This is a genomic window from Kribbella polygonati, assembly GCF_050320105.1.
Taxonomy (GTDB): Bacteria; Actinomycetota; Actinomycetes; order Propionibacteriales; family Kribbellaceae; genus Kribbella.
In genome coordinates, this window is the sequence record NZ_CP190129.1 from 694,186 (window position 1) to 711,399 (window position 17,214).

The 17,214-nt window shown below is 68.6% G+C and carries 17 protein-coding genes; 8 read left to right on the forward strand and 9 right to left on the reverse strand.

The window, feature by feature from the left end:
• From ACQHIV_RS03275 to ACQHIV_RS03285, 3 genes are all read right to left on the reverse strand, one after another.
• The gene (locus ACQHIV_RS03275; RefSeq protein WP_427891498.1) at positions 1-813 is read right to left on the reverse strand and encodes a carbohydrate ABC transporter permease; all 813 of its coding nucleotides are present in this window, start codon (positions 811-813) and stop codon (positions 1-3) included.
• On the reverse strand, positions 810-1,658 hold the full coding sequence (locus ACQHIV_RS03280; protein ID WP_427891500.1) for a carbohydrate ABC transporter permease: 849 nt from the start codon (positions 1,656-1,658) through the stop codon (positions 810-812). Before ACQHIV_RS03280 ends, ACQHIV_RS03275 begins: the two co-directional genes overlap by 4 nt.
• A 71-nt stretch (positions 1,659-1,729) precedes the next feature.
• Entirely contained in the window at positions 1,730-3,070 is a 1,341-nt protein-coding gene (locus ACQHIV_RS03285; RefSeq protein ID WP_427891502.1) for an ABC transporter substrate-binding protein, read from the reverse strand.
• Between the two features lie 119 nt (positions 3,071-3,189).
• On the opposite strand from ACQHIV_RS03285, the gene ACQHIV_RS03290 reads away from it, so the two are divergent.
• The gene (locus ACQHIV_RS03290) at positions 3,190-3,903 is read left to right on the forward strand and encodes a GntR family transcriptional regulator (protein WP_427891504.1); all 714 of its coding nucleotides are present in this window, start codon (positions 3,190-3,192) and stop codon (positions 3,901-3,903) included.
• A gap of 24 nt (positions 3,904-3,927) precedes the next feature.
• Here the strand turns inward: ACQHIV_RS03290 and ACQHIV_RS03295 are convergent, their stop codons facing one another.
• The gene (locus ACQHIV_RS03295) at positions 3,928-4,164 is read right to left on the reverse strand and encodes a hypothetical protein (RefSeq protein WP_427891506.1); all 237 of its coding nucleotides are present in this window, start codon (positions 4,162-4,164) and stop codon (positions 3,928-3,930) included.
• Between the two features lie 198 nt (positions 4,165-4,362).
• Between ACQHIV_RS03295 and ACQHIV_RS03300 the strand changes: the two genes are divergently transcribed.
• Both ACQHIV_RS03300 and ACQHIV_RS03305 read left to right on the forward strand, forming a co-directional pair.
• The gene (locus ACQHIV_RS03300; protein WP_427891508.1) at positions 4,363-4,692 is read left to right on the forward strand and encodes an effector-associated constant component EACC1; all 330 of its coding nucleotides are present in this window, start codon (positions 4,363-4,365) and stop codon (positions 4,690-4,692) included.
• Between the two features lie 3 nt (positions 4,693-4,695).
• On the forward strand, positions 4,696-7,386 hold the full coding sequence (locus ACQHIV_RS03305) for a caspase, EACC1-associated type (protein ID WP_427891510.1): 2,691 nt from the start codon (positions 4,696-4,698) through the stop codon (positions 7,384-7,386).
• A gap of 40 nt (positions 7,387-7,426) precedes the next feature.
• Here ACQHIV_RS03305 and ACQHIV_RS03310 read toward each other — a convergent pair whose 3' ends face one another.
• Positions 7,427-8,557, reverse strand: coding sequence for an epoxide hydrolase family protein (locus ACQHIV_RS03310; protein ID WP_427891512.1), 1,131 nt, complete (start codon positions 8,555-8,557; stop codon positions 7,427-7,429).
• Positions 8,558-8,611: 54 nt separating this feature from the next.
• Here ACQHIV_RS03310 and ACQHIV_RS03315 point away from each other — a divergent pair, with 54 nt between their 5' ends.
• Positions 8,612-9,622: a helix-turn-helix transcriptional regulator gene (locus tag ACQHIV_RS03315; RefSeq protein ID WP_427891514.1), complete on the forward strand. Its 1,011-nt coding sequence runs from the start codon at positions 8,612-8,614 to the stop codon at positions 9,620-9,622.
• A gap of 54 nt (positions 9,623-9,676) precedes the next feature.
• Here the strand turns inward: ACQHIV_RS03315 and ACQHIV_RS03320 are convergent, their stop codons facing one another.
• Positions 9,677-10,324 carry a response regulator gene (locus ACQHIV_RS03320; RefSeq protein WP_427891516.1) on the reverse strand — a complete coding sequence of 216 codons (648 nt, stop codon included), beginning with the start codon at positions 10,322-10,324 and terminating at the stop codon, positions 9,677-9,679.
• Entirely contained in the window at positions 10,318-12,753 is a 2,436-nt protein-coding gene (locus ACQHIV_RS03325; protein WP_427891518.1) for a sensor histidine kinase, read from the reverse strand. The genes ACQHIV_RS03320 and ACQHIV_RS03325 overlap by 7 nt, the downstream gene beginning before the upstream one ends.
• 154 nt (positions 12,754-12,907) lie before the next feature.
• Here ACQHIV_RS03325 and ACQHIV_RS03330 point away from each other — a divergent pair, with 154 nt between their 5' ends.
• Genes ACQHIV_RS03330 through ACQHIV_RS03340 form a run of 3 tightly spaced genes read left to right on the forward strand, consistent with a single transcriptional unit; the run spans position 12,908 to position 14,813 of the window.
• The gene (locus ACQHIV_RS03330; RefSeq protein WP_427891520.1) at positions 12,908-13,252 is read left to right on the forward strand and encodes a hypothetical protein; all 345 of its coding nucleotides are present in this window, start codon (positions 12,908-12,910) and stop codon (positions 13,250-13,252) included.
• Entirely contained in the window at positions 13,249-13,941 is a 693-nt protein-coding gene (locus ACQHIV_RS03335; protein WP_427891522.1) for a hypothetical protein, read from the forward strand. The genes ACQHIV_RS03330 and ACQHIV_RS03335 overlap by 4 nt, the downstream gene beginning before the upstream one ends.
• Before the next feature lie 50 nt (positions 13,942-13,991).
• Positions 13,992-14,813, forward strand: coding sequence for a methyltransferase domain-containing protein (locus ACQHIV_RS03340; RefSeq protein WP_427891524.1), 822 nt, complete (start codon positions 13,992-13,994; stop codon positions 14,811-14,813).
• Here the strand turns inward: ACQHIV_RS03340 and ACQHIV_RS03345 are convergent.
• Entirely contained in the window at positions 14,739-15,659 is a 921-nt protein-coding gene (locus ACQHIV_RS03345) for a DMT family transporter (protein ID WP_427891526.1), read from the reverse strand. The genes ACQHIV_RS03340 and ACQHIV_RS03345 overlap by 75 nt on opposite strands.
• A 78-nt stretch (positions 15,660-15,737) precedes the next feature.
• Between ACQHIV_RS03345 and ACQHIV_RS03350 the strand changes: the two genes are divergently transcribed.
• Positions 15,738-16,646: a LysR family transcriptional regulator gene (locus ACQHIV_RS03350; protein ID WP_427891528.1), complete on the forward strand. Its 909-nt coding sequence runs from the start codon at positions 15,738-15,740 to the stop codon at positions 16,644-16,646.
• Here the strand turns inward: ACQHIV_RS03350 and ACQHIV_RS03355 are convergent.
• Positions 16,631-17,182, reverse strand: coding sequence for a dihydrofolate reductase family protein (locus ACQHIV_RS03355; protein WP_427891529.1), 552 nt, complete (start codon positions 17,180-17,182; stop codon positions 16,631-16,633). The genes ACQHIV_RS03350 and ACQHIV_RS03355 overlap by 16 nt on opposite strands.
• Positions 17,183-17,214: the final 32 nt, after the last annotated feature.

The window sequence follows — 17,214 nt, forward strand, 5'->3', positions numbered from 1 at the left end:
TCACTCCTTGACCGCGCCGGCCATGACGCCGCTGATGAACTCGCGCTGGAAGAACAGGTACAGCGCGACGACGGGCAACGAAACGATCAGGGATCCGGCCGCCATCAGGTTGACCTGCAGGACATGGCGCCCCTGAAAGGCGCCCAGGGCAACAGTCGCGGTTTGTTTCGCCGGATCTCCGAGGAAGATCAGCGAGAGGAAGAAGTCGTTCCAGGTCCACATGAACGACAGCAGGACCAGCGTCAGGACCGCCGGACGGGCCATCGGTACGAGGATCCGCCACAAAGTGCTCCACACGCCGGCACCGTCGACGGCCGCCGAGTCCATCACGGACCGGGGGAGTGCCCGGAACGTCGCTCGCATCCAGTACGTACCGAACGGAACGCCCATCCCGAGCTGGATGATGACCAGGCCCAGCCAGGAGTTGGTGAGACCGATCCGCTCGAATTCGTAGTACAGCGGAATGACGATGACCTCGGTCGACACCATCAGCCCGAGCAGCATGATCGGGAACAGGTACCGCTCGCCGACGACGCCGAGGACTCCGAACGCGTAGCCGGACAGGACCGCGAGTACGGTCTGCCCGGCCACGGCGGACGCTGTGACGACGAGCGACGCGTACATCGAATGGGCGAGGTTGCCGTCCCGCCAGGCGGCGCCGAAGTTCGACCACGAGATGTGCGAGAAGTCGAGCGCGCCGGACGTGTTCGGGCTGAGCGCGGTCAGGACGAACCAGGCGACCGGGAACAGTACGCCGATCGTGAGCGCGATGACGATGACGTAGTTCGTGACCCGTTCGAACCGGGAGATCATCGGTCCTTGTTCTCCATCATCCGGGTGATGGCCACCGCGATCCCGAGGCAGAGGACCGCGAGGACCACGCCGGTCGCGGAGGCCCTGCCGACATCGGGGTTGACGAACGCCAACTGGTACAGGAGCAGGGCGGGCGTCGTGGTCGCCGTACCCGGGCCGCCCTGTGTCGTGATGTAGACCATGTCGAACGTCCGGAGCGCGCCGGTGACGGTCAACGTCAGGGCGATCGCCATCTGCCCCCGGAGGCTGGGCAACGTGATCAGCCAGAACTCCTGCCAGCGCGTCGAACCGTCGAGCCGCGCGGCCTCGTACAGCTCATCCGGTATGGCGAGAATGCCCGCCAGGAACAGCACCATCGTGAAGCCGAAACCGCCCCAGACGCCGATCATGCCGAGCGATGGCAGCGCCCAGGTGAAGTCGCCGAGCCAGTTGCGGGTGAGGTGGTCCAGGCCGACGGCGCGCAACACGCTGTTCAATGGCCCGTCCGGCGCGTAGATCCGCTTCCAGATGATCGCGACCACGACGCTCGTCAAGACCTGGGGGAGAAAGAGGAACCAGCGGTAGATGCCCTCGCCGCGGATCTTCGCCCGGCTCAGCAGGGCCGCGCTGATCAGCCCGAGGCCGAGCGGGATCAGGCCGAACATGAAGATCAGTACGAGGACGTGGCCGAACGCCGCGTACATCCGGGGATCGTGGCCGAAGTCGAGGTAGTTCCGGAGCCCGACCCAGGTCGGCTGGCTGACACCGTCCCACTTGTAGAACGAATAGTTGACTGTCTGGAGGAGCGGCACTAGGACGATTCCGGCATACAGCAGCAGGGCGGGGGACAGGAACAGAAGTCCCATCCAGCGGCGCTTGCGGACCTGTCGGGAGACGGTTCGCGTGCGCGCTTTCGTCCGCCCGATCGCCAGAACGCTCATCGCCCGGCCTGGAACTTGTCGTAGTCGGCCTGGACCGCCTTGACCACGTCGGCCGGCGTACTGCGGCCCGCGAGCAGCAGTTGGACCTGGCCGCCGAGCGTGTCCAGCATTGTCGGCGTGGACCAGTCGAAGTACGGCACGTACCCGTTGTCCTTGTCGAGCGACCGCTGACCGGCGATCTCGGTACCGAACTCGGGATTGTCCGTCGGCGCCTTGACGTCGTTGAGCAGCGGGAGCAGGCCATTCTGGACAACGTACTGCGCGGTCTGCGGGCCGGCGAGGAAGTCCAGGAACGAGGCCGCGACGTCCGGGTGCGAACACTTGGAGCCCAGCGCTACCGCTGTCGACGCGCCCGTACCGACGACCTTTCCACCACTGGCCTGGGGGAGCTGCACGTAGCCGTACTCCTGTTTCTGGACGCCTTTGAAGGCCAGCGTTCCGGTGTACTCGAAGCGGAACGCGGATTTGCCCTTGAGGAACGCGTCGACCGCGTCGGCGTACTGGATGCCGGCATGATTCGGTGTCAGCCAGCCATTGTCCTGATAGGACTTCAGCCGCTCGGCCGCCTCGGTCATGCCGATATCGGTGGCCTTGACGGAACCGGCCGAATAGACGAAGTCGTTGATCTTCTGCTGATCACCGAACAGGTCCTGGAGCGCGAGCAGAATCGCCGTCGACGAACCTTTGTCCTGTGAGCCGTAGCCGATCGGGATGAGGTTGGCGGCTTTGACCTTCGTGCAGGCATTCTCGAACGAGGCAAGATCCGTCGGAACCTCGACGCCGGCCTTCTGCAGCACGGTCTTGTTGTAATAGAGGCCGATCAGCGCCGAACTCGCGACGGGCGTGGCGAACAGCGACCCAGTTCCCATTTCGGTGCCGTCGGTGGTGAATTGGGTCTGCCGCAGGATCGTGCTCGGGAACTTGTCCCAGCCGAACGCCTTCGAGTAGCCGTCCAAGTTCATGACGAGGCCGGCCTTCGACAAGGTGCCGAGGGACTGCCAGCCGTTGTTGACCGTGATGATGTCCGGCGGGTTCTTCTCCTTCAGCCGCAGGTTCGCGGTCTGGGTGAGCTGACCCCAGTCGACGGACGTGCGCTTGATCGTCACGTTCGGGTACTTCTGCTGGAACGCCTTGACCGCGTTCGCCACCCACTGGGCGGCGTCCCCCGACCACCAGTCCAGCATCGACAGCGTCACGGTTCCCGCGCTGGCGACATCGATCGACTTGGCCGGCGTCGATACCGCCGTACTCGCCTTCGTGCCCTGCGGTGCGCACCCGGCCACCGCGAACAGGCCGAACGCGGCTCCGGACTTCAACACGGTCCGCCTGGTGACCATCCTGACTCCTTCGTGCGGTGACTTGCCCGCCACCCTACGACCGGAAAACCAGTTATGCCAGTCCCAACCAGTTGGCAATCTGCTCTGCTCCGCGCCCGGCAACTGGTATAGTCGCGACCGTGACAGCAGTGGAACCCGCAGTCGAACGGGTCAAGAAGCGGATCCTCGAGGGGATCGTCAACGGGCGCTACCCAAGCGGCACCAGGCTGCCCAGCGAACGCCAGTTCGCCGTCGAGACCGGCCTCAGCCGGATGACCGTCCGGGCCGGATTCCAGGCCGCCTCCGACCAGGGCCTGATCGTCCCGTCACCCCAGCGCGGCTGGTACGTCCGCGACCTCGTCCTGCGTGAACCGCCGAGCCGGCTCCAGTCCTTCACCGAGATGGCTCACGAACTCGGCTTCCGCCCGAGCTCCGACCTACTCGACCGCCGCGAACGCCCCGCCACCCTCGACGAGGCCCGCCGCCTGCACCTCGCCCCCACCACCCCAGTAGTCGCCATCCGCCGCCTCCGCGGCATGGACGGCCGCCCCGTCACCGTCGAGGACCTGGTCATCCCCGTCGAGCTGGCCCCCTGGCTCACCACCGTCGACCTGACCGACGCGTCCCTCTACGAACTCTTCTCCGCCCACGGCATCGAGTTCGCCTACTCCCGCTACACCGTCCAGGCCCAAAACGCCGGCGAAGCCCTAGCCACCCTCCTCAACCTCCCCACCGGCGGCGCCATCCTGGTAGCCACCGAAGTAGCCTTCACCCAAGACACCACCCCCCTCCTCTCCGGCACCAACCACTACCGAGGCGACGCCTACCAATTCACCGCCGACCTCACCCGCTGATCAGCAGCCTTTTCAGGTCGGCGATCAGTCGAGGTTGAAAGTCCTTTGTAAGACTCGGATCAGTTCGCGTGCGCGGATCTCATCCAGCTGGATCGACTGGCTGCTCTTCGGATTGGAGCGGCGATCATCTGACCCGAACGTCGTCAAGTGGATGAGCTTGTTGCCATCGCCGTCGATCACTGTCTGGTAGAAGCAGTCCACTTCCGTCGGGTGAGCGTTGACCGACTGCGTGCCTTCATTTAGCGACCGAACCCTTGCCATCTGGCCCATCCTTCGAAGCGCGTTGTCTGTTCTCTCGGCATCGGATTCTAGTGCCGGCTGGCTTCTCCACGGGTGGTGCGAGCGCGTTGGTGTTTGGGTGGCTACTGACCGTTGCGGAGTTGGGTTGGTTTCGAGATCATTTAGCGCGCCGGTGAGTCTTGGAGGGTGGTTGTGGGGGCTTGGGTTGAGGTTGTGTTGGTGGATGGGGATCCGGAGGTGGCGGATCGGGGGATTCGGGGGTTGCGGCGGGAGCTTGGGGAGTTCGAGACGCGTAGCGTGCCGGTGGTGGCGCCGGAGGGGAGTAAGGGGGACGCGGCGGCGGTGGGGGCCGTGGCGGTTGCGTTGGGTGGGGCCGGTGGGATGGTGCCGTTGTTGATCTCGGTTCTCAGGGACTGGTTGGGGCGGCGGGAGCAGGGGCAGCGGGTGAAGTTGACGGTGGGGGAGGACTCGATCGAGGTGGATGCGGCTTCGGTGCAGGAGCGGCGGGAGTTGATTGAGGCGTTTCTGCGTCGGCGCGAAGTGGGCTGAGTCATGCGGCGCGCGCTTCTGGTGGCGACGTACGAGTACGACGACGCGGGTCTGCGGCGGTTGGCGGCGCCGGAGCGTGATGTGCAGGCTTTGGCGGCTGTGCTGGAGGATCCGGCGATCGCGGGCTTCGACGTACAGGTGGTGATGAACCGGCCGACGCACGAAGTCGGCAGGGCGATCGCGGACTTCTTCGACGCCGGCGAACGTGATGATCTGATGCTGCTCTACTTCAGCGGGCACGGGTTGAAGGACGACAGCGGTCGGCTCTACCTGGCGATGAAGAACACCGACCGGAACAGCTTGCGGTTCACGGCGTTGTCGTCGCAGTTGGTACGCGAGACGGTGTCCGAGAGCCGGCCGAGGCGGACCATCCTCATCCTCGACTGCTGCTACAGCGGGGCGTACGCCGCGGAGCAGTTCGGCAAGGGTGATCCGGCTGTTCACACCAAGGATGCGTTCGGCGGGCGTGGACGGATTGTGCTGACGGCGTCGGACTCGACGCAGTACGCATATGAAGGCACTGAGTCGGTCTTCACGCATCACTTGGTCGAGGGGTTGCGTACTGGTGCTGCCGACCTCGATGGCGACGGCGACATCACGACCGACGAGTTGTACGACTACACCTACGATGCGGTCATCGCCGAGCAGCCGAGTCAGCGGCCGAAGCGCATCGCCGAGGCTGAGGGTCGTACGGTGATCGCGTCCAACGCGCACTGGGCACTTCCCGATCATCTGGTGGCCGCGATCAACAATCCGGTCGCCGACACCCGGAAAGCGGCGTTGGAGCGGCTCGGGCAGTTGCTGCAGGCAAACAACGAGCAGGTACGGCGGGCAGCCCGCGAGCAGCTCGAGGTACTCCGCGACGACGACAGTCGGAGCATCGCGACCATCGCCCAGGCCTACCTCGACAATCCGATGCCAACCAATCCGCAGCCGGCACCAACGACGCCGAGGAGGTATGCCGGCCCGACGTTCGGTGCGGCTGCGCGAGCAACCGCGAGCCGGTGGCGAGACCGATTCCGGTTGCCGGAGTGGGACTGGCCGATCATTGGGTTGGCACTGATCGCGGCGGCGGCGCAGGTTGGGTCTGCGGTCGTGGCGAGTCCGCGTCTCTGGCAGCTGATCGTCGTGGCCGTGCTTGCCGTGGCCGTCGTTCCGGTGGTGATCAGGCTGGGCGGGAAGGCGCCGGCGTTCGCGATCGGGCTCGCCGGGCCGGCGCTCGTCGCGATGGGGCAGGCGATCGGCTGGCTCACGCACAAGCTCATGTTCGGAGGCGTGCAGCCGTTGCCCGCGACCTGGTACGCGATCGCGTCCGCGGCGTGGCTGGTTGCCGGTGTCGTCGGCCTGCTCCGGTTGCGTCGTACGCCGCCTGTCCGAGACGCGGCCAACAAGCTGCTGATCGGACTGGGTGCGGTCGCGGCGATACTGCTGTTGCTCATCCTGGTGTACGTCTACCGCCACGCCAGGGTCCATCCGCCGGCGGTGACTGCGTTGTACCTGTTGGCTGCCGAGGTCGCGATCGTCGGTCCAGTTGTTCGGTTCAGCCGGGAGTTCTTGGCCGGTTGGGTGGTGAGCGGCTTCGTGCTCATGCTCGGCTTCCTGCGGTTCGAGACGATCTTCGACCTGCCACAAGTTGCCGGGATCGCAGTACTCACGGTCTGGCTCGCGCTCGGCGTAGCGACGGTGCTGCCGCTCAAGGCCGGCAAGCCGTTCGGCCGCCGGATCACGCTCGGCGCCGCCGTCGCTCCGGCGGTCCTCGGCATCGTCGCGGTCATCGTCGTACCGCCCGCGCCGAGGATCCCGTTGGCGCTCGGGCTCGCGGTCAGCCCCGACAACCAGTACCTCTATGCGACCGACGTCGAGAACGGCCGCTTGCTGAGATTCAGTACGACGACGCAGACCCGCGTCGGCGATCCGCTCCGGGTCGGCGAGTTGCCGAGCAATCTGATCGTCGCGGCCGACGGCTCCCGGCTGTACGTCGCCAACTCGAAGTCGAACTCGATCTCGGTGGTCGACGCCGCGAACTGGGCCGTGGTCGGCGGGCCGATCGCGGTCGCGCCCGGACCGACGAAGCTCGCGCTCAACCCGACAACGCACCGCTTGTTCGTGCTCAGCCAGGATTCGGCGACGATCACCGAGATCAACACCGACACGCTCGCGACGGTCGGCGGACCGCTCGCCGCCGGCCCGAACCCGACGGATGTCGCCGTGGACGAGAAGAACCGGCTGTACGTCGCACTCCGCGACGCGGGCACCGTCGCCGTACTGGACGCGACGTCGCGGCAGGCCGTGCGCAGTCCGATCCCCGTCGGCGCGGGTCCGCAGGACCTCGTCCCCGGACCCGATGGAGCGCTCTACGTTGTCGGACGGACAACGTACGCGGTCATCAACACCCAGGTCGAGTCGACGAGGCCGTCGCCGGAGTCGCTCCCTGACGAGGCCGGCTCGGCCGCGGCCGGCGGAGAGCAGCTCTTTGTGGTCGGCAGTTCGGGCCATGACGACACGGTGTGGGTCGTCGACGTCGGTCGCCGGAAGGTCGTCGGGACCCTGACCGGAAACCTGGGACTGCCTGCGCGGATCGCGGTCAGCCCGGACGGGCGGCGGATCTACCTCAGTCGCTTCTTCCAGCCCGGCATCGACGTACTCGACAGCTCGGGGCCGAAGCAGCTCGGCGTCATCAGCACCAACAAGTGAAAGGGCCGGCCCGGGGGCCGGCCCTTTCAGCTTGGGTTGGTTAGAGGTTGCGGAAGAAGGTGCGGAGGTCTGCGGTGACGTCCTCAGGGCGCTCCAGGGCGGCGAAGTGGCCGCCCTTGGGGAAGGTGGACCAGTGGGTGATGTTGGTGTTGTCGCGGTCGGCGAGGGGGCGGATGGTTTTGAAGTCGTCGGCGAAGACGGCTACGCCGGTGGGGGCGTGGTTCTGGGCGGGTTCGGCGCCGGCGTTGGCTTCTTCGTAGTGGTAGCGGCCGGCGGCGGCTGCGGTGTTGGTGAACCAGTAGAGCGAGACCTCGGTGAGGATCTGGTCGGGGGTGACGAGGCTGGTGCCGTTGCCGAAGTTGTTGAAGAGTTCGTTCCAGGCGAGCTGGCCGACGGGGGAGTCGGCGATGCCGACGGCGACGGTCTGCGGGCGGGTGGAGTTGATCGCGTTGTAGCCGCCGACCGACTGGAACCACTTCAGGTGTTCGAGCGCGGCGTAGTCCTCGGGGGTGAACTTCTCGAACTCGGACGGGTCGCCCGACGGGAACGAGAACAGCTGCAGGACGTGCAGGCCGAGGAAGCCGGGCGGGTTCAGTACGCCGAGTTCGCGGGCGACCATCGCGCCGCCGTCGGAGCCGTGGGCGCCGTACGAGTCGTAGCCGAGGCGGCGCATCAGCGTGTCGAACGTACGGGCCACCCGCGCCATCGTCCAGCCGCGGTCGACCAGCGGCGTACTGAATCCGAAGCCGGGGATCGACGGTACGACGACCGAGAACGCGTCCTCCGGGGAGCCGCCGTACGCCGCGGGGTCGGTGAGCGGGCCGATCATGTCGAGGAAGTCGACGAACGATCCCGGGTACGTGTGGGTGAGCAGCAGCGGGGTCGCGCCCTCGACCTGCGACGGGACGTGGATGAAGTGCACGGTCTGGCCGTCGATCTCGGTCAGGTAGTGCGGGAACTCGTTCATCCGGGCCTCCTGCGCGCGCCAGTCGAAGCCGTTCTGCCAGTGGTCGACCATCTCGCGGAGGTAGTGGTTCGGGGTGCCGTAGTCCCAGTTGTCGCCGGGGGCGGCCTCGGGGAGGCGGGTGCGCGCGAGGCGGGTGTTCAGGTCGTCCAGGTCGGCCTGGTCGATCGTGACGGTGAAGGGCCGGATGCTCTCGTTCGTGTTCATGGCTCTACCGTAGGATCCGTATAGGAACATTAGATTCCTAATTAGGAGACTGATTTGCTGGAGACCTCGCAGCGCCTGCTGAGCCTGCTCGCGTTGCTGCAGACGCGGCCGGCGTGGACCGGCACCGAGCTCGCGGAGCGGCTCGAGGTGACGACGCGGACGGTGCGCAACGACATCGACCGGCTGCGCGAGCTCGGGTATCCGGTCGACGCCGCGCGCGGTTCGGCGGGGCACTACCGGCTCGGGATCGGCGCGAAGCTGCCGCCGCTGCTGCTCGATGACGAGGAGGCGGTCGCGGTCGCGGTGGGGCTGCGGACCGGTGCCGGCGTCGTCGGTATGGCGGAGAGCAGCCTGCGGGCGCTGACCAAGCTCCAGCAGGTCCTGCCGCACCGCCTGCAGCGCCAGGTGAACGCGATCAACGACGCGATGTCGAAGGGGCCGGACAACACCCGGTCGAACATCGATCCGCCCGAGATCGACACCGTCCTGCTGTCGACGATCGCCGCGTGCATCCGGGACGAGCACTACCTCCGGTTCGAGTACGCCGTACCGGAAGGGGACTCGCTCTACAAGGCCGGGTCGAGTACGTCGCAGGACCTGCCGATCCTGGTGGAGCCGTACCGGCTGGTGAGCTGGCACGGGTACTGGCATCTGGTGGCGCGGAACGAGACGGGGGACTGGCACACGTATCGGGTCGACTGGATGTCGTTGCGGATGGCAACGGGCCGGAAGTACCGGGCGCGGCCGATGCGGGGCGACGAGTACGCGGATTTCGTACTGCGGGACGTGGCGTCGGCCGGGTGGAAGGTGCATGCGCGGATCACCGTGTACGCGCCGGCGCGGGAGGTATTGTCGCGGATCCATGCGGCGGTGGGGATCGTCGAGTCGGTGGACGAGGAGACGAGCGTGCTTGTCACCGGCGCGGATTCGTATGAGCTGATTGCGGTGTACGTCGGGATGTTGGGGCTGGACTTCCGGGTCGACGGGCCGCCTGGGTTGGTGGCGCATCTGTCGACTGTCGGCGAGCGGTACTTGAGGGCGATCGGCGTACCGAAGAACGGGTAGTGGTGGGGGTCGGACGGCGGTGCCAGGCGGGGGAGTTGGCGGGAAGGGCGAGTACTACCCGTCCTTCGGTACGCCGAGGCCGGCGTTGCGGGCCTGGATGATCGCGGTGGCGCGGTCGGCGGTGCCGAGCTTGGTGAAGATCGTGGAGACGTTGTTCGCGACGGTCTTCGGGGCCAGGTCGAGGCGGGTGGCGATCGCGGGGTTGGACAGGCCGGCGGCGAGGAGGTCGAGGATCTCGCGTTCGCGGGTGGTGAGTTCGGGGAACGGGTCCGTGGGGGGTGGGGCGGCGAAGAAGGTGAGGACGCGGCGGGCGATGCCCGGGCCGAAGATCGCCTCGCCGGCGGCGACGGCGCGGATGGCGCGGGCGATCTCCTCCTGTTCGGCGCCCTTCACCAGGTAGCCGCGGGCGCCGGCCCGCATGGCGGTGAAGACGGAGTCGTCGTCCTCGAACATGGTGAGCACGAGTACGGCGACCTCTGGTGCTGAGCGGGCCAGTTCGCGGGTGGCGGCGAAACCGTCCAGGTCGGGCATCTGCAGGTCGAGTACGGCGACGTCGGGGCGGGTGGTGACGACTTCGCGGATCGCCTCCCGCCCGGTCGCGGCGACGCCGACCACGTCGATACCGGGGAGCGAACTCAGCAGCGCCGCCAGCCCGGCCCGCACCACCGGGTGGTCGTCGGCCAGCACGACCCGGATCACCACACCTCCAGGGAAGTCGAGTCCCTCGGCGAACGAGGCTCCACCTCGCCCGCGGCCGAAGCCGCGCTGGCGGAGGCGCTCGTGGGAGCGGCGCTCGTGGGAGCGGCGGTGGTGGAACCAGCGGTGGTGGGAGCGGCGGTGGTGGAACCAGCGGTGGGAGCGGTAGTTCCGACGGTGGTGGAAGGTGCGGTGGTGGAAGCGGCTGAGGGAGGGGAAGCGGTCGCTGACGCGGTGGCGGTGGCGGCTGTGGTGGAAGGTGCTGTGGTGGAAGGGGCCGCTGACGGACTCCGGCGGATGGTGGTGGAAGGAGTGGCGGTGGGACCAGCGGTGGGAGCGGTGGTGGGAGGTGCGGTGGTGGAAGCGGGGGTTGCGGCAGCGGTCGTGGTGGGAGGAGGAGCAGCGGTGGTGGAAGGAGTCGGCGCGGTCGGAGGAGCGGTGGGGGTGGGCGGGGTGGCGGATGGATCTGAGGTGGGGGTGGGGGTGGGGAGGGGGAAGCGGGCTTGGACTTTGCTGCCGGTGGGGGTTGGGCCGGCGGTTAGGGTGCCGCCTAGTTCGGCGGTGCGGTCGTGCATGGTTTGGAGGCCTACGCCGGGGTGCCAGGGGGCGTTGGGGGTGCCGTTGTCGGTGATGGCGATCTCCAGTTCGGTGTCGCAGCGGACGGACAGGACGGCGGTGGTCGCCGAGGCGTGGCGGACTACGTTGGTGAGGGCCTCGGTGGCGATGCGGTACGCCGCGACCTCGAGCGCGGCGGGTAGTGGCGGCAGGCGGTCGGCGATGACGGTGACCCGGATCGGGGTGCCGTCGGCGCGGATCGACATCTGGTCGGCGCGTTGCCGGAGGGCGGCGATCAGGCCGAGTTCGTCGAGGGCCGGCGGGCGGAGGTCGTCGACGAGGCGGCGTACGTCGGTGATGGCCGCGCGGGTGTCGGCGCGTAGCCGGGTGAGCAGTTCGACGGCTCGTGGGGTGTCGGTGGTGACCAGGTTGGCCGCGGCGTCGGCGGCGAACGCGACGCCGGTGAGTGTCGGTCCCAGTCCGTCGTGCAGGTCGCGCCGCAAGCGCCGACGCTCCTCCTCACGCGCCGACACCAGCTTCTCCCGGGACGTCTGAAGCTCGGCCGACAACCGCGTCGCGTGGACTGCGACTGCCAGCGGTACGGCGACCAACGCGAGCACGCTGCGGTCCGCCGACGACAACCCCGCCTCGCCGGACCGCGTCCCGACCTCGAGCAGCCCCAGCACTTCCTCACCATAGGAGAGCGGTACGACGGACACCCCAGCCGCCGGCGGACTGCCGGCGGAGGCGATCAGGGTGCCGTTCACCCGGATCGCGGTATAGGGCAGGCGGAGGGCTGAGCGGATTGCGGCTACTACGCCGGGTAGGCCGGCGGAGAGTTGGGAGCCGACTCGGGAGGCGACTCGTGCGGGGTCGTTGCGGTCGCCGTACAGCGCTCGGTCGACCAGCTGCTGCAGGCGTGGGAGCACCGGCGCGATGATCAGGGCTACGAAGACCGTGACCGCGGCGGAGCGGCCTACCTGGGATGCGATCAGGGAGTCGAGCAACACGACCAGCGCGGCATAGATGCCGATGGCAACGAGCGACAGAAGGGCCCAGGTCAGCGCGCGGGAGACGACCAGGCGAATGTCGAGGAGTTGGTAGCGGACGATCGCCACCGCGACGGCGATCGGGATCAGTGGGATCGCCAGCAGGACGAGGATCGGCGTACCGGCGACGAACGCCCACGGGGTGACGAACAGCAGGGCGACGACCGAGGCGAGGAGCAGCCACAGTAGTTGCCGGCGGCCCGCTTCGTCGGCGCGGCGGTAGCGGATCGCCAGGCAGACCAGGGCGAGCACGATCGCGGCCACGTTGCGTACCTCGGTCGCGGTCCAGAGCGGCTGCAGCGCGTCGAACCGTGGGATTGTCAGCAGTCCGACAGGCAGCTCGGGAGAGACCGGCTCGCCGCTGCCGGCCATCTCGAGGACGAAGAGCGGCGAGGTCGCGATGATTCCGATCGCGGCCCAGCGCCAGCGTGGTGACAACAGCCGGCCGTCCGGGAACAGCAGCAGCGCGAGCGGCAGGAACAGCCCGATCGACCACGGCCACGCGGCCAGCGAGACGGTGACGAGGAGTTGCTGCGCGACGTGCCAGTTGACCACGTGAGCGAGTGCGTCGGCGACCGGCGTGGTCGCGTGGCCGATGCCGTCGGCGAGGAACAGCCAGCCGATCGGGTTCGCCGGGCGGTGCCAGGCGATGACCGCGCCGCAGAGGCCGAAGGTCAGGCCCATCAGCCCGTTGGTGACGACGAAGTTGTCGACAAGGTCCTGCCAGCCCCAGCCGGCCGAGACGCCGTACGCGACGGCGAAAACCACCTCGACCACGACCAGCGCGGCGAGCGCACCGGCGAGGCCGCGGCGGTTGCCTGAGGTTGTCATACCGGCAGTGTGCTCCCGGAACGTTCCCGGCGTCTCGGGATCGCGATCCCGGATCCGGCGGGGAACTGCCCGCGCCGCCGGGACCTCGTCCCCGGGCCGCGGCCGGTCGCTGGACCGCACTGTGGTGCCGAACCACGACACAAGGGGGTAGGAGATGTACAGATTCGGTCTGGTGCTGCTGGGGTTGCTCGCACTCGTGGACCTCGCGTCGCCGCTCACGACGGACGGGGAGCACCCGCCGATGAGCATCGCGATCGGTTCGGCCGTCGTCGGTCTGATCAGCCTGGTGCTGGTCGGTCTCGCCTGGCGCGGGAAGCGGTGGCCGCTTGCGCCGTTGATCACGTTGCGCCTCGCGTCGGCGCTGCTCGCCGTACCGGCGTTCTTCGCCGACGGGGTGCCGGCGGTCGCGGTCGTCGCCGCGGGGATCGGCGTCGCGGCGACGGTGGCTGGCGTGATCGCGGTGCTGCTGCCGAAGCGCGAGTTGGCAGGTGCGCGATGACCGAGACGGTCAGCCGTACGGCGCCGCGCGCGGACATCCGGCCTGTCTGGCGGTGGGTGGCGGCGGTGGTCCTGCCGGTCGGGCCGGCGGCGGTGGCGTTGCTGCGGTTCCTGCTGCCGTACAACACGGCGGACGACGCGTCGACAATCGTCAACAAGATTGTCGACGATCTGGGGCGGAGTTCGTTGGTGATCTGGCTCGCCTATGTGGCGATCGTGACGTTGGTGCCGGGCGTGTACTTCGTGGGCCGGCTGACGCGGCGGAGTACGCCGTGGTTGACGGGGATCGCGTTGTTCCTGATGGTTCCGGGGTACCTGTCGTTGCCGTGGACGGCGAGCAGTGACGTGTTCACGTGGGCCGCGGGGACCGCGGGGGTCGACCGGGGGACGATCACGAAGATTGCGGAGGTCTCGCACGGTTCGATGGACCTGGCCGGGTTGGTGTTCGTGGTCGGGCACGTGCTCGGGACCGTGCTGCTCGGGATCGCGATGTGGCGGTCCGGGGTCGGCGGTCGGTGGGCGGCGGTCGCGGTGGGGATCTCGCAGCCGTTGCACCTCACCGCCGTGATCATCAGCAGTCATCCGCTGGATCTGGTCGGGTGGGGGCTGCAGGCAGCCGGGCTCGCCGCGGTGGGGTGGGCGATCGTCCGGATGTCGAATGCGGAGTGGCAGCCGGATCCGGTTCGGTGATGGGCGGTCCGGGTCCGCGTTACGCTCGGCTTACCTGGAGGGGGAGTGGGATGAGCGAGGCAGTGGGCGGGCCCGGGTTCGTCACGGAGCGCGGGAGTTTCCGGGCCGAGCATGTGGCGGATCAGAACGCGGAGCGTCAGGCGTTCGTGCTGGATCAGATTGCCGGGCGTCCTGCGGTGCGGACGTTGAAGGCGTGGGCGCTGGAGCAGTTGGCGCCGGTCGCCGGGGAGACGGCGGTCGATGTGGGCTCAGGGACGGGCGAGGACGTGCTCGCGTTCGCGGCGTACGGCGCCCGTTCGATCGGCGTCGAGCCCAGCCCGGGCCTCCGCACCGAGGCAGTACGACGTGCTGCCGGAGCTGAGGTCGAGTTTGTCGAGGGACGGGCCGAGGGGCTGCCGTTCGGGGACGGGTCGGTGGATGTGCTGCGGTGTGAGCGGGTTCTGCAGCATGTCGGGGCGCCGGAGGATGCGGTGGGGGAGATGGCTCGGGTACTGCGGCCCGGCGGGCGGGTGGTGCTGATCGACACGGACTGGGGTACGGCGATCATTCACCCGGCGGACCCCGGCGTGCTCGAGCGCATGGTCGGCTACTTCCGCGACGAGACCGCCAACCCGTACTCGGGCCGCCGGCTCCGCGGCCTGCTCACAGACGCCGGGTTCGAGATCACCGGTGAGACGGCCGCGACGTGGATCGAGCCGCAGGAAGGCGCGACGACCGGCTTCGTCGGGATGATGCATACGACGGCGGCCCGGGCCGGTGTGATCACCGAGGACGAGGCCGCGGCGTTCACCAAGACCTTAAGCGACGCGGCTGAGCGCGGCGCCTTCCACATGTCCCTCACCATGTACGCCGTCAGCGCGCGCAAGCCGTGAACGCCGCGGCCACTGCACGACCAGCACCGCCGACAGCACCAACGCGCCGCCGAACCACTGCGCGGGGCTGAGCTTCTCCCCGAACACCGCCGCCGCGGCGACCACCGTCACGACCGGCTCGAAGATCGACAGGATCGACGCGACCGAGGCACCGACCCGCGCCATCCCGGCGAAGAACAGCAGGATCGCCGCGACCGTGCTGATCAGCGCCACCGCGGTCAGCCACAACCAGCCGATCGGCGCGAACCCGAAGTCGGTGCCGCCGCGCAGAAACCCCAGTAATACAAAGGTTCCGAAGGCCCCGGTGCACACCAGCGCGGTGAGCGCGAGCGGCGGTACGTCGACCGAGTCCCCGACCAGGATGTACCCGGTGTAGACGATCGGCGCGCCGAGGGCGAGCAGCGCACCGGACCAGTCGAAGTGGCCGGACAGCGCGCCGCTGAGGACCAGGCCGATCCCGAGCAGCGCGATCACCAGCGCGGCCACCCGGCGGCGCGAGGCGGGTTCGCGGCGGAGCGCGATCGCCGTACCCATGACGAGGACCGGGTAGAGGTACAGGATCAGCGCGACCAGCGACGCGTCGATCCGGGCGAGCGCGGAGAAGTAGAACGTCGACTGCGCGGCGTACCCGAAGGCGCCCATCGCGAGACCGGTGAGCACGACCCGGCGCGGCAGGTTGCGCAGCGCGCCGCGGGCGAACGCGATGGCGAGCAGCAGTACGGCGGCCAGCCCGAAGCGGACGAGCAACAGCGCGTCGACGGACACGCCCGCGTCGTACGCGAGCTTGCCGAACACGGCCATCACACCGAAGGCGGCGGCGGAAAGAAGGCAGAAGAGGCGTCCCACGACAACGATGGTCAGGCCAGGCAACCGTTCACGTCTATCACGGCTTCTCGGACAGCATCGTGAGGCTAAACTGAACGGATGATGGATCTGCACAGACTCCGCCTGCTGCGTGAGGTCCACGGCCGCGGCACGGTCCACGGCGCGGCCCGCGCGCTGGGGTATTCGCCCAGCGCGATCTCGCAGCAGCTGGCCGTTCTCGAGCGTGAAGCCGGTACGCCGTTGCTCGAACGCGTCGGCCGCAACGTCCGGCTGACCGCGGCGGGCGAGGTCCTGGTACGGCACGCGGCCGCGCTGCTCGAAGGCGTCGAGGCGGCCGAGGCGGAGCTGGCGGCGGTCGCGGCCGGACGGGTTGCCGGGGTGGTCCGGATCGGGGCGTTCCAGTCCGCGTTCATCCGGGTCGTGGCGCCGGCGATCCGCTACCTCGCGACGACGCATCCCGACATCCGCGTGCAGGCGACCGAGCTGGAGGTGGAGCAGGCCGCGCCCGCGTTGCGGATGCAGCAGCTGGACGTGATGGTCGGCGACGAGTACGACGGCCAGCCGCGCGCGGTCCACGCCGACCTGCGACGCGAGCACCTGCTCCGCGAACAGATCAGCGTCGTACTGCCGGAGGACCATCCGCTGGCCGCGAAGCGACGCGTCCCGCTCCAGCAGCTGAGCGAGCTGCCGTGGGCGGCCTGTCAGCCAGGCACCGGGCATCGCGAGATGCACGTCCGGGTCTGTCGCGAGCTGGGCGGCTTCGAGCCCGACATCCGTTACAGCTCGGACGATTTCCGCATCCTCCTGGAGCTGGTTCGTACGACGGGTGCCGGCGCGCTCCTCACCGAGCTGGCGATCGACACCGGCGCGCCGGGGGTCGCCGTACGACTCCCGGCCGAGGGTGAGGTCGGTCGCGCGGTCTATCTGCTGACCCGCCGAATCCGAACCCCCGCGGTCGCCGCCGTCGCGGATGCGCTGGCGGCCGCCGCGACTCAGACCAGGTCGTGACGCAGCAGCACGGTCCGGTTGTCGAACGAACGGGTCTCGGCCAGGCGGAGCGTACGGCGTTCGGTCGGCTGGTAGACGGGCTTGCCGCCGCCGAGGATCACCGGGTGTACGACGACGTGGTACTCGTCGAGCAGCCCGAGCTCGGTCAGCGACGCCGCGACGCTCGCGCTCCCGGTCAGCAGGATGTCCTTGCCCGGCTCGTCCTTGATCGCGGCGAGCTCGTCGGCGGCCCGGACGATCCGAGTGTTCCAGTCGGCGGACTGCAGGGTTGTCGACAGTACGACCTTCGGCGTCCGGCGCCAGACCGGCGCGAACTCGATCGCGTGCTGGTCCGGGCTCATCGCCTCGGCGTTCGGCCAGTACGCCGACATCAGCTCCCAGACGTTCCGCCCGTACAGGAACAGGTCGGCGCGGTCTGTCAGCGCCATCGAGTAGGCACCGAGCTCCGGGCCGAGCTCGGCCCAGTCGAACTCGCCGTTCGGACCGGCGATGAACCCGTCGAGCGACTGGTGCACGTAGTACATGATCTTCCGCATGATGTCCTCCAGCTGATGGCTACTTGTGCCAC

Excerpts from the sequence above, each read along its gene's own strand:
- ACQHIV_RS03275 (WP_427891498.1), bottom strand. The coding sequence starts at position 813 with ATGATCTCCCGGTTCGAACGGGTCACGAACTACGTCATCGTCATCGCG.
- ACQHIV_RS03280 (WP_427891500.1), bottom strand. The coding sequence starts at position 1,658 with ATGGGACTTCTGTTCCTGTCCCCCGCCCTGCTGCTGTATGCCGGAATC.
- ACQHIV_RS03285 (WP_427891502.1), bottom strand. The coding sequence starts at position 3,070 with ATGGTCACCAGGCGGACCGTGTTGAAGTCCGGAGCCGCGTTCGGCCTG.
- ACQHIV_RS03295 (WP_427891506.1), bottom strand. The coding sequence starts at position 4,164 with ATGGCAAGGGTTCGGTCGCTAAATGAAGGCACGCAGTCGGTCAACGCT.
- ACQHIV_RS03305 (WP_427891510.1), top strand. The coding sequence starts at position 4,696 with ATGCGGCGCGCGCTTCTGGTGGCGACGTACGAGTACGACGACGCGGGT.
- ACQHIV_RS03310 (WP_427891512.1), bottom strand. The coding sequence starts at position 8,557 with ATGAACACGAACGAGAGCATCCGGCCCTTCACCGTCACGATCGACCAG.
- ACQHIV_RS03325 (WP_427891518.1), bottom strand. The coding sequence starts at position 12,753 with ATGACAACCTCAGGCAACCGCCGCGGCCTCGCCGGTGCGCTCGCCGCG.
- ACQHIV_RS03330 (WP_427891520.1), top strand. The coding sequence starts at position 12,908 with ATGTACAGATTCGGTCTGGTGCTGCTGGGGTTGCTCGCACTCGTGGAC.
- ACQHIV_RS03335 (WP_427891522.1), top strand. The coding sequence starts at position 13,249 with ATGACCGAGACGGTCAGCCGTACGGCGCCGCGCGCGGACATCCGGCCT.
- ACQHIV_RS03340 (WP_427891524.1), top strand. The coding sequence starts at position 13,992 with ATGAGCGAGGCAGTGGGCGGGCCCGGGTTCGTCACGGAGCGCGGGAGT.
- ACQHIV_RS03350 (WP_427891528.1), top strand. The coding sequence starts at position 15,738 with ATGATGGATCTGCACAGACTCCGCCTGCTGCGTGAGGTCCACGGCCGC.
- ACQHIV_RS03355 (WP_427891529.1), bottom strand. The coding sequence starts at position 17,182 with ATGCGGAAGATCATGTACTACGTGCACCAGTCGCTCGACGGGTTCATC.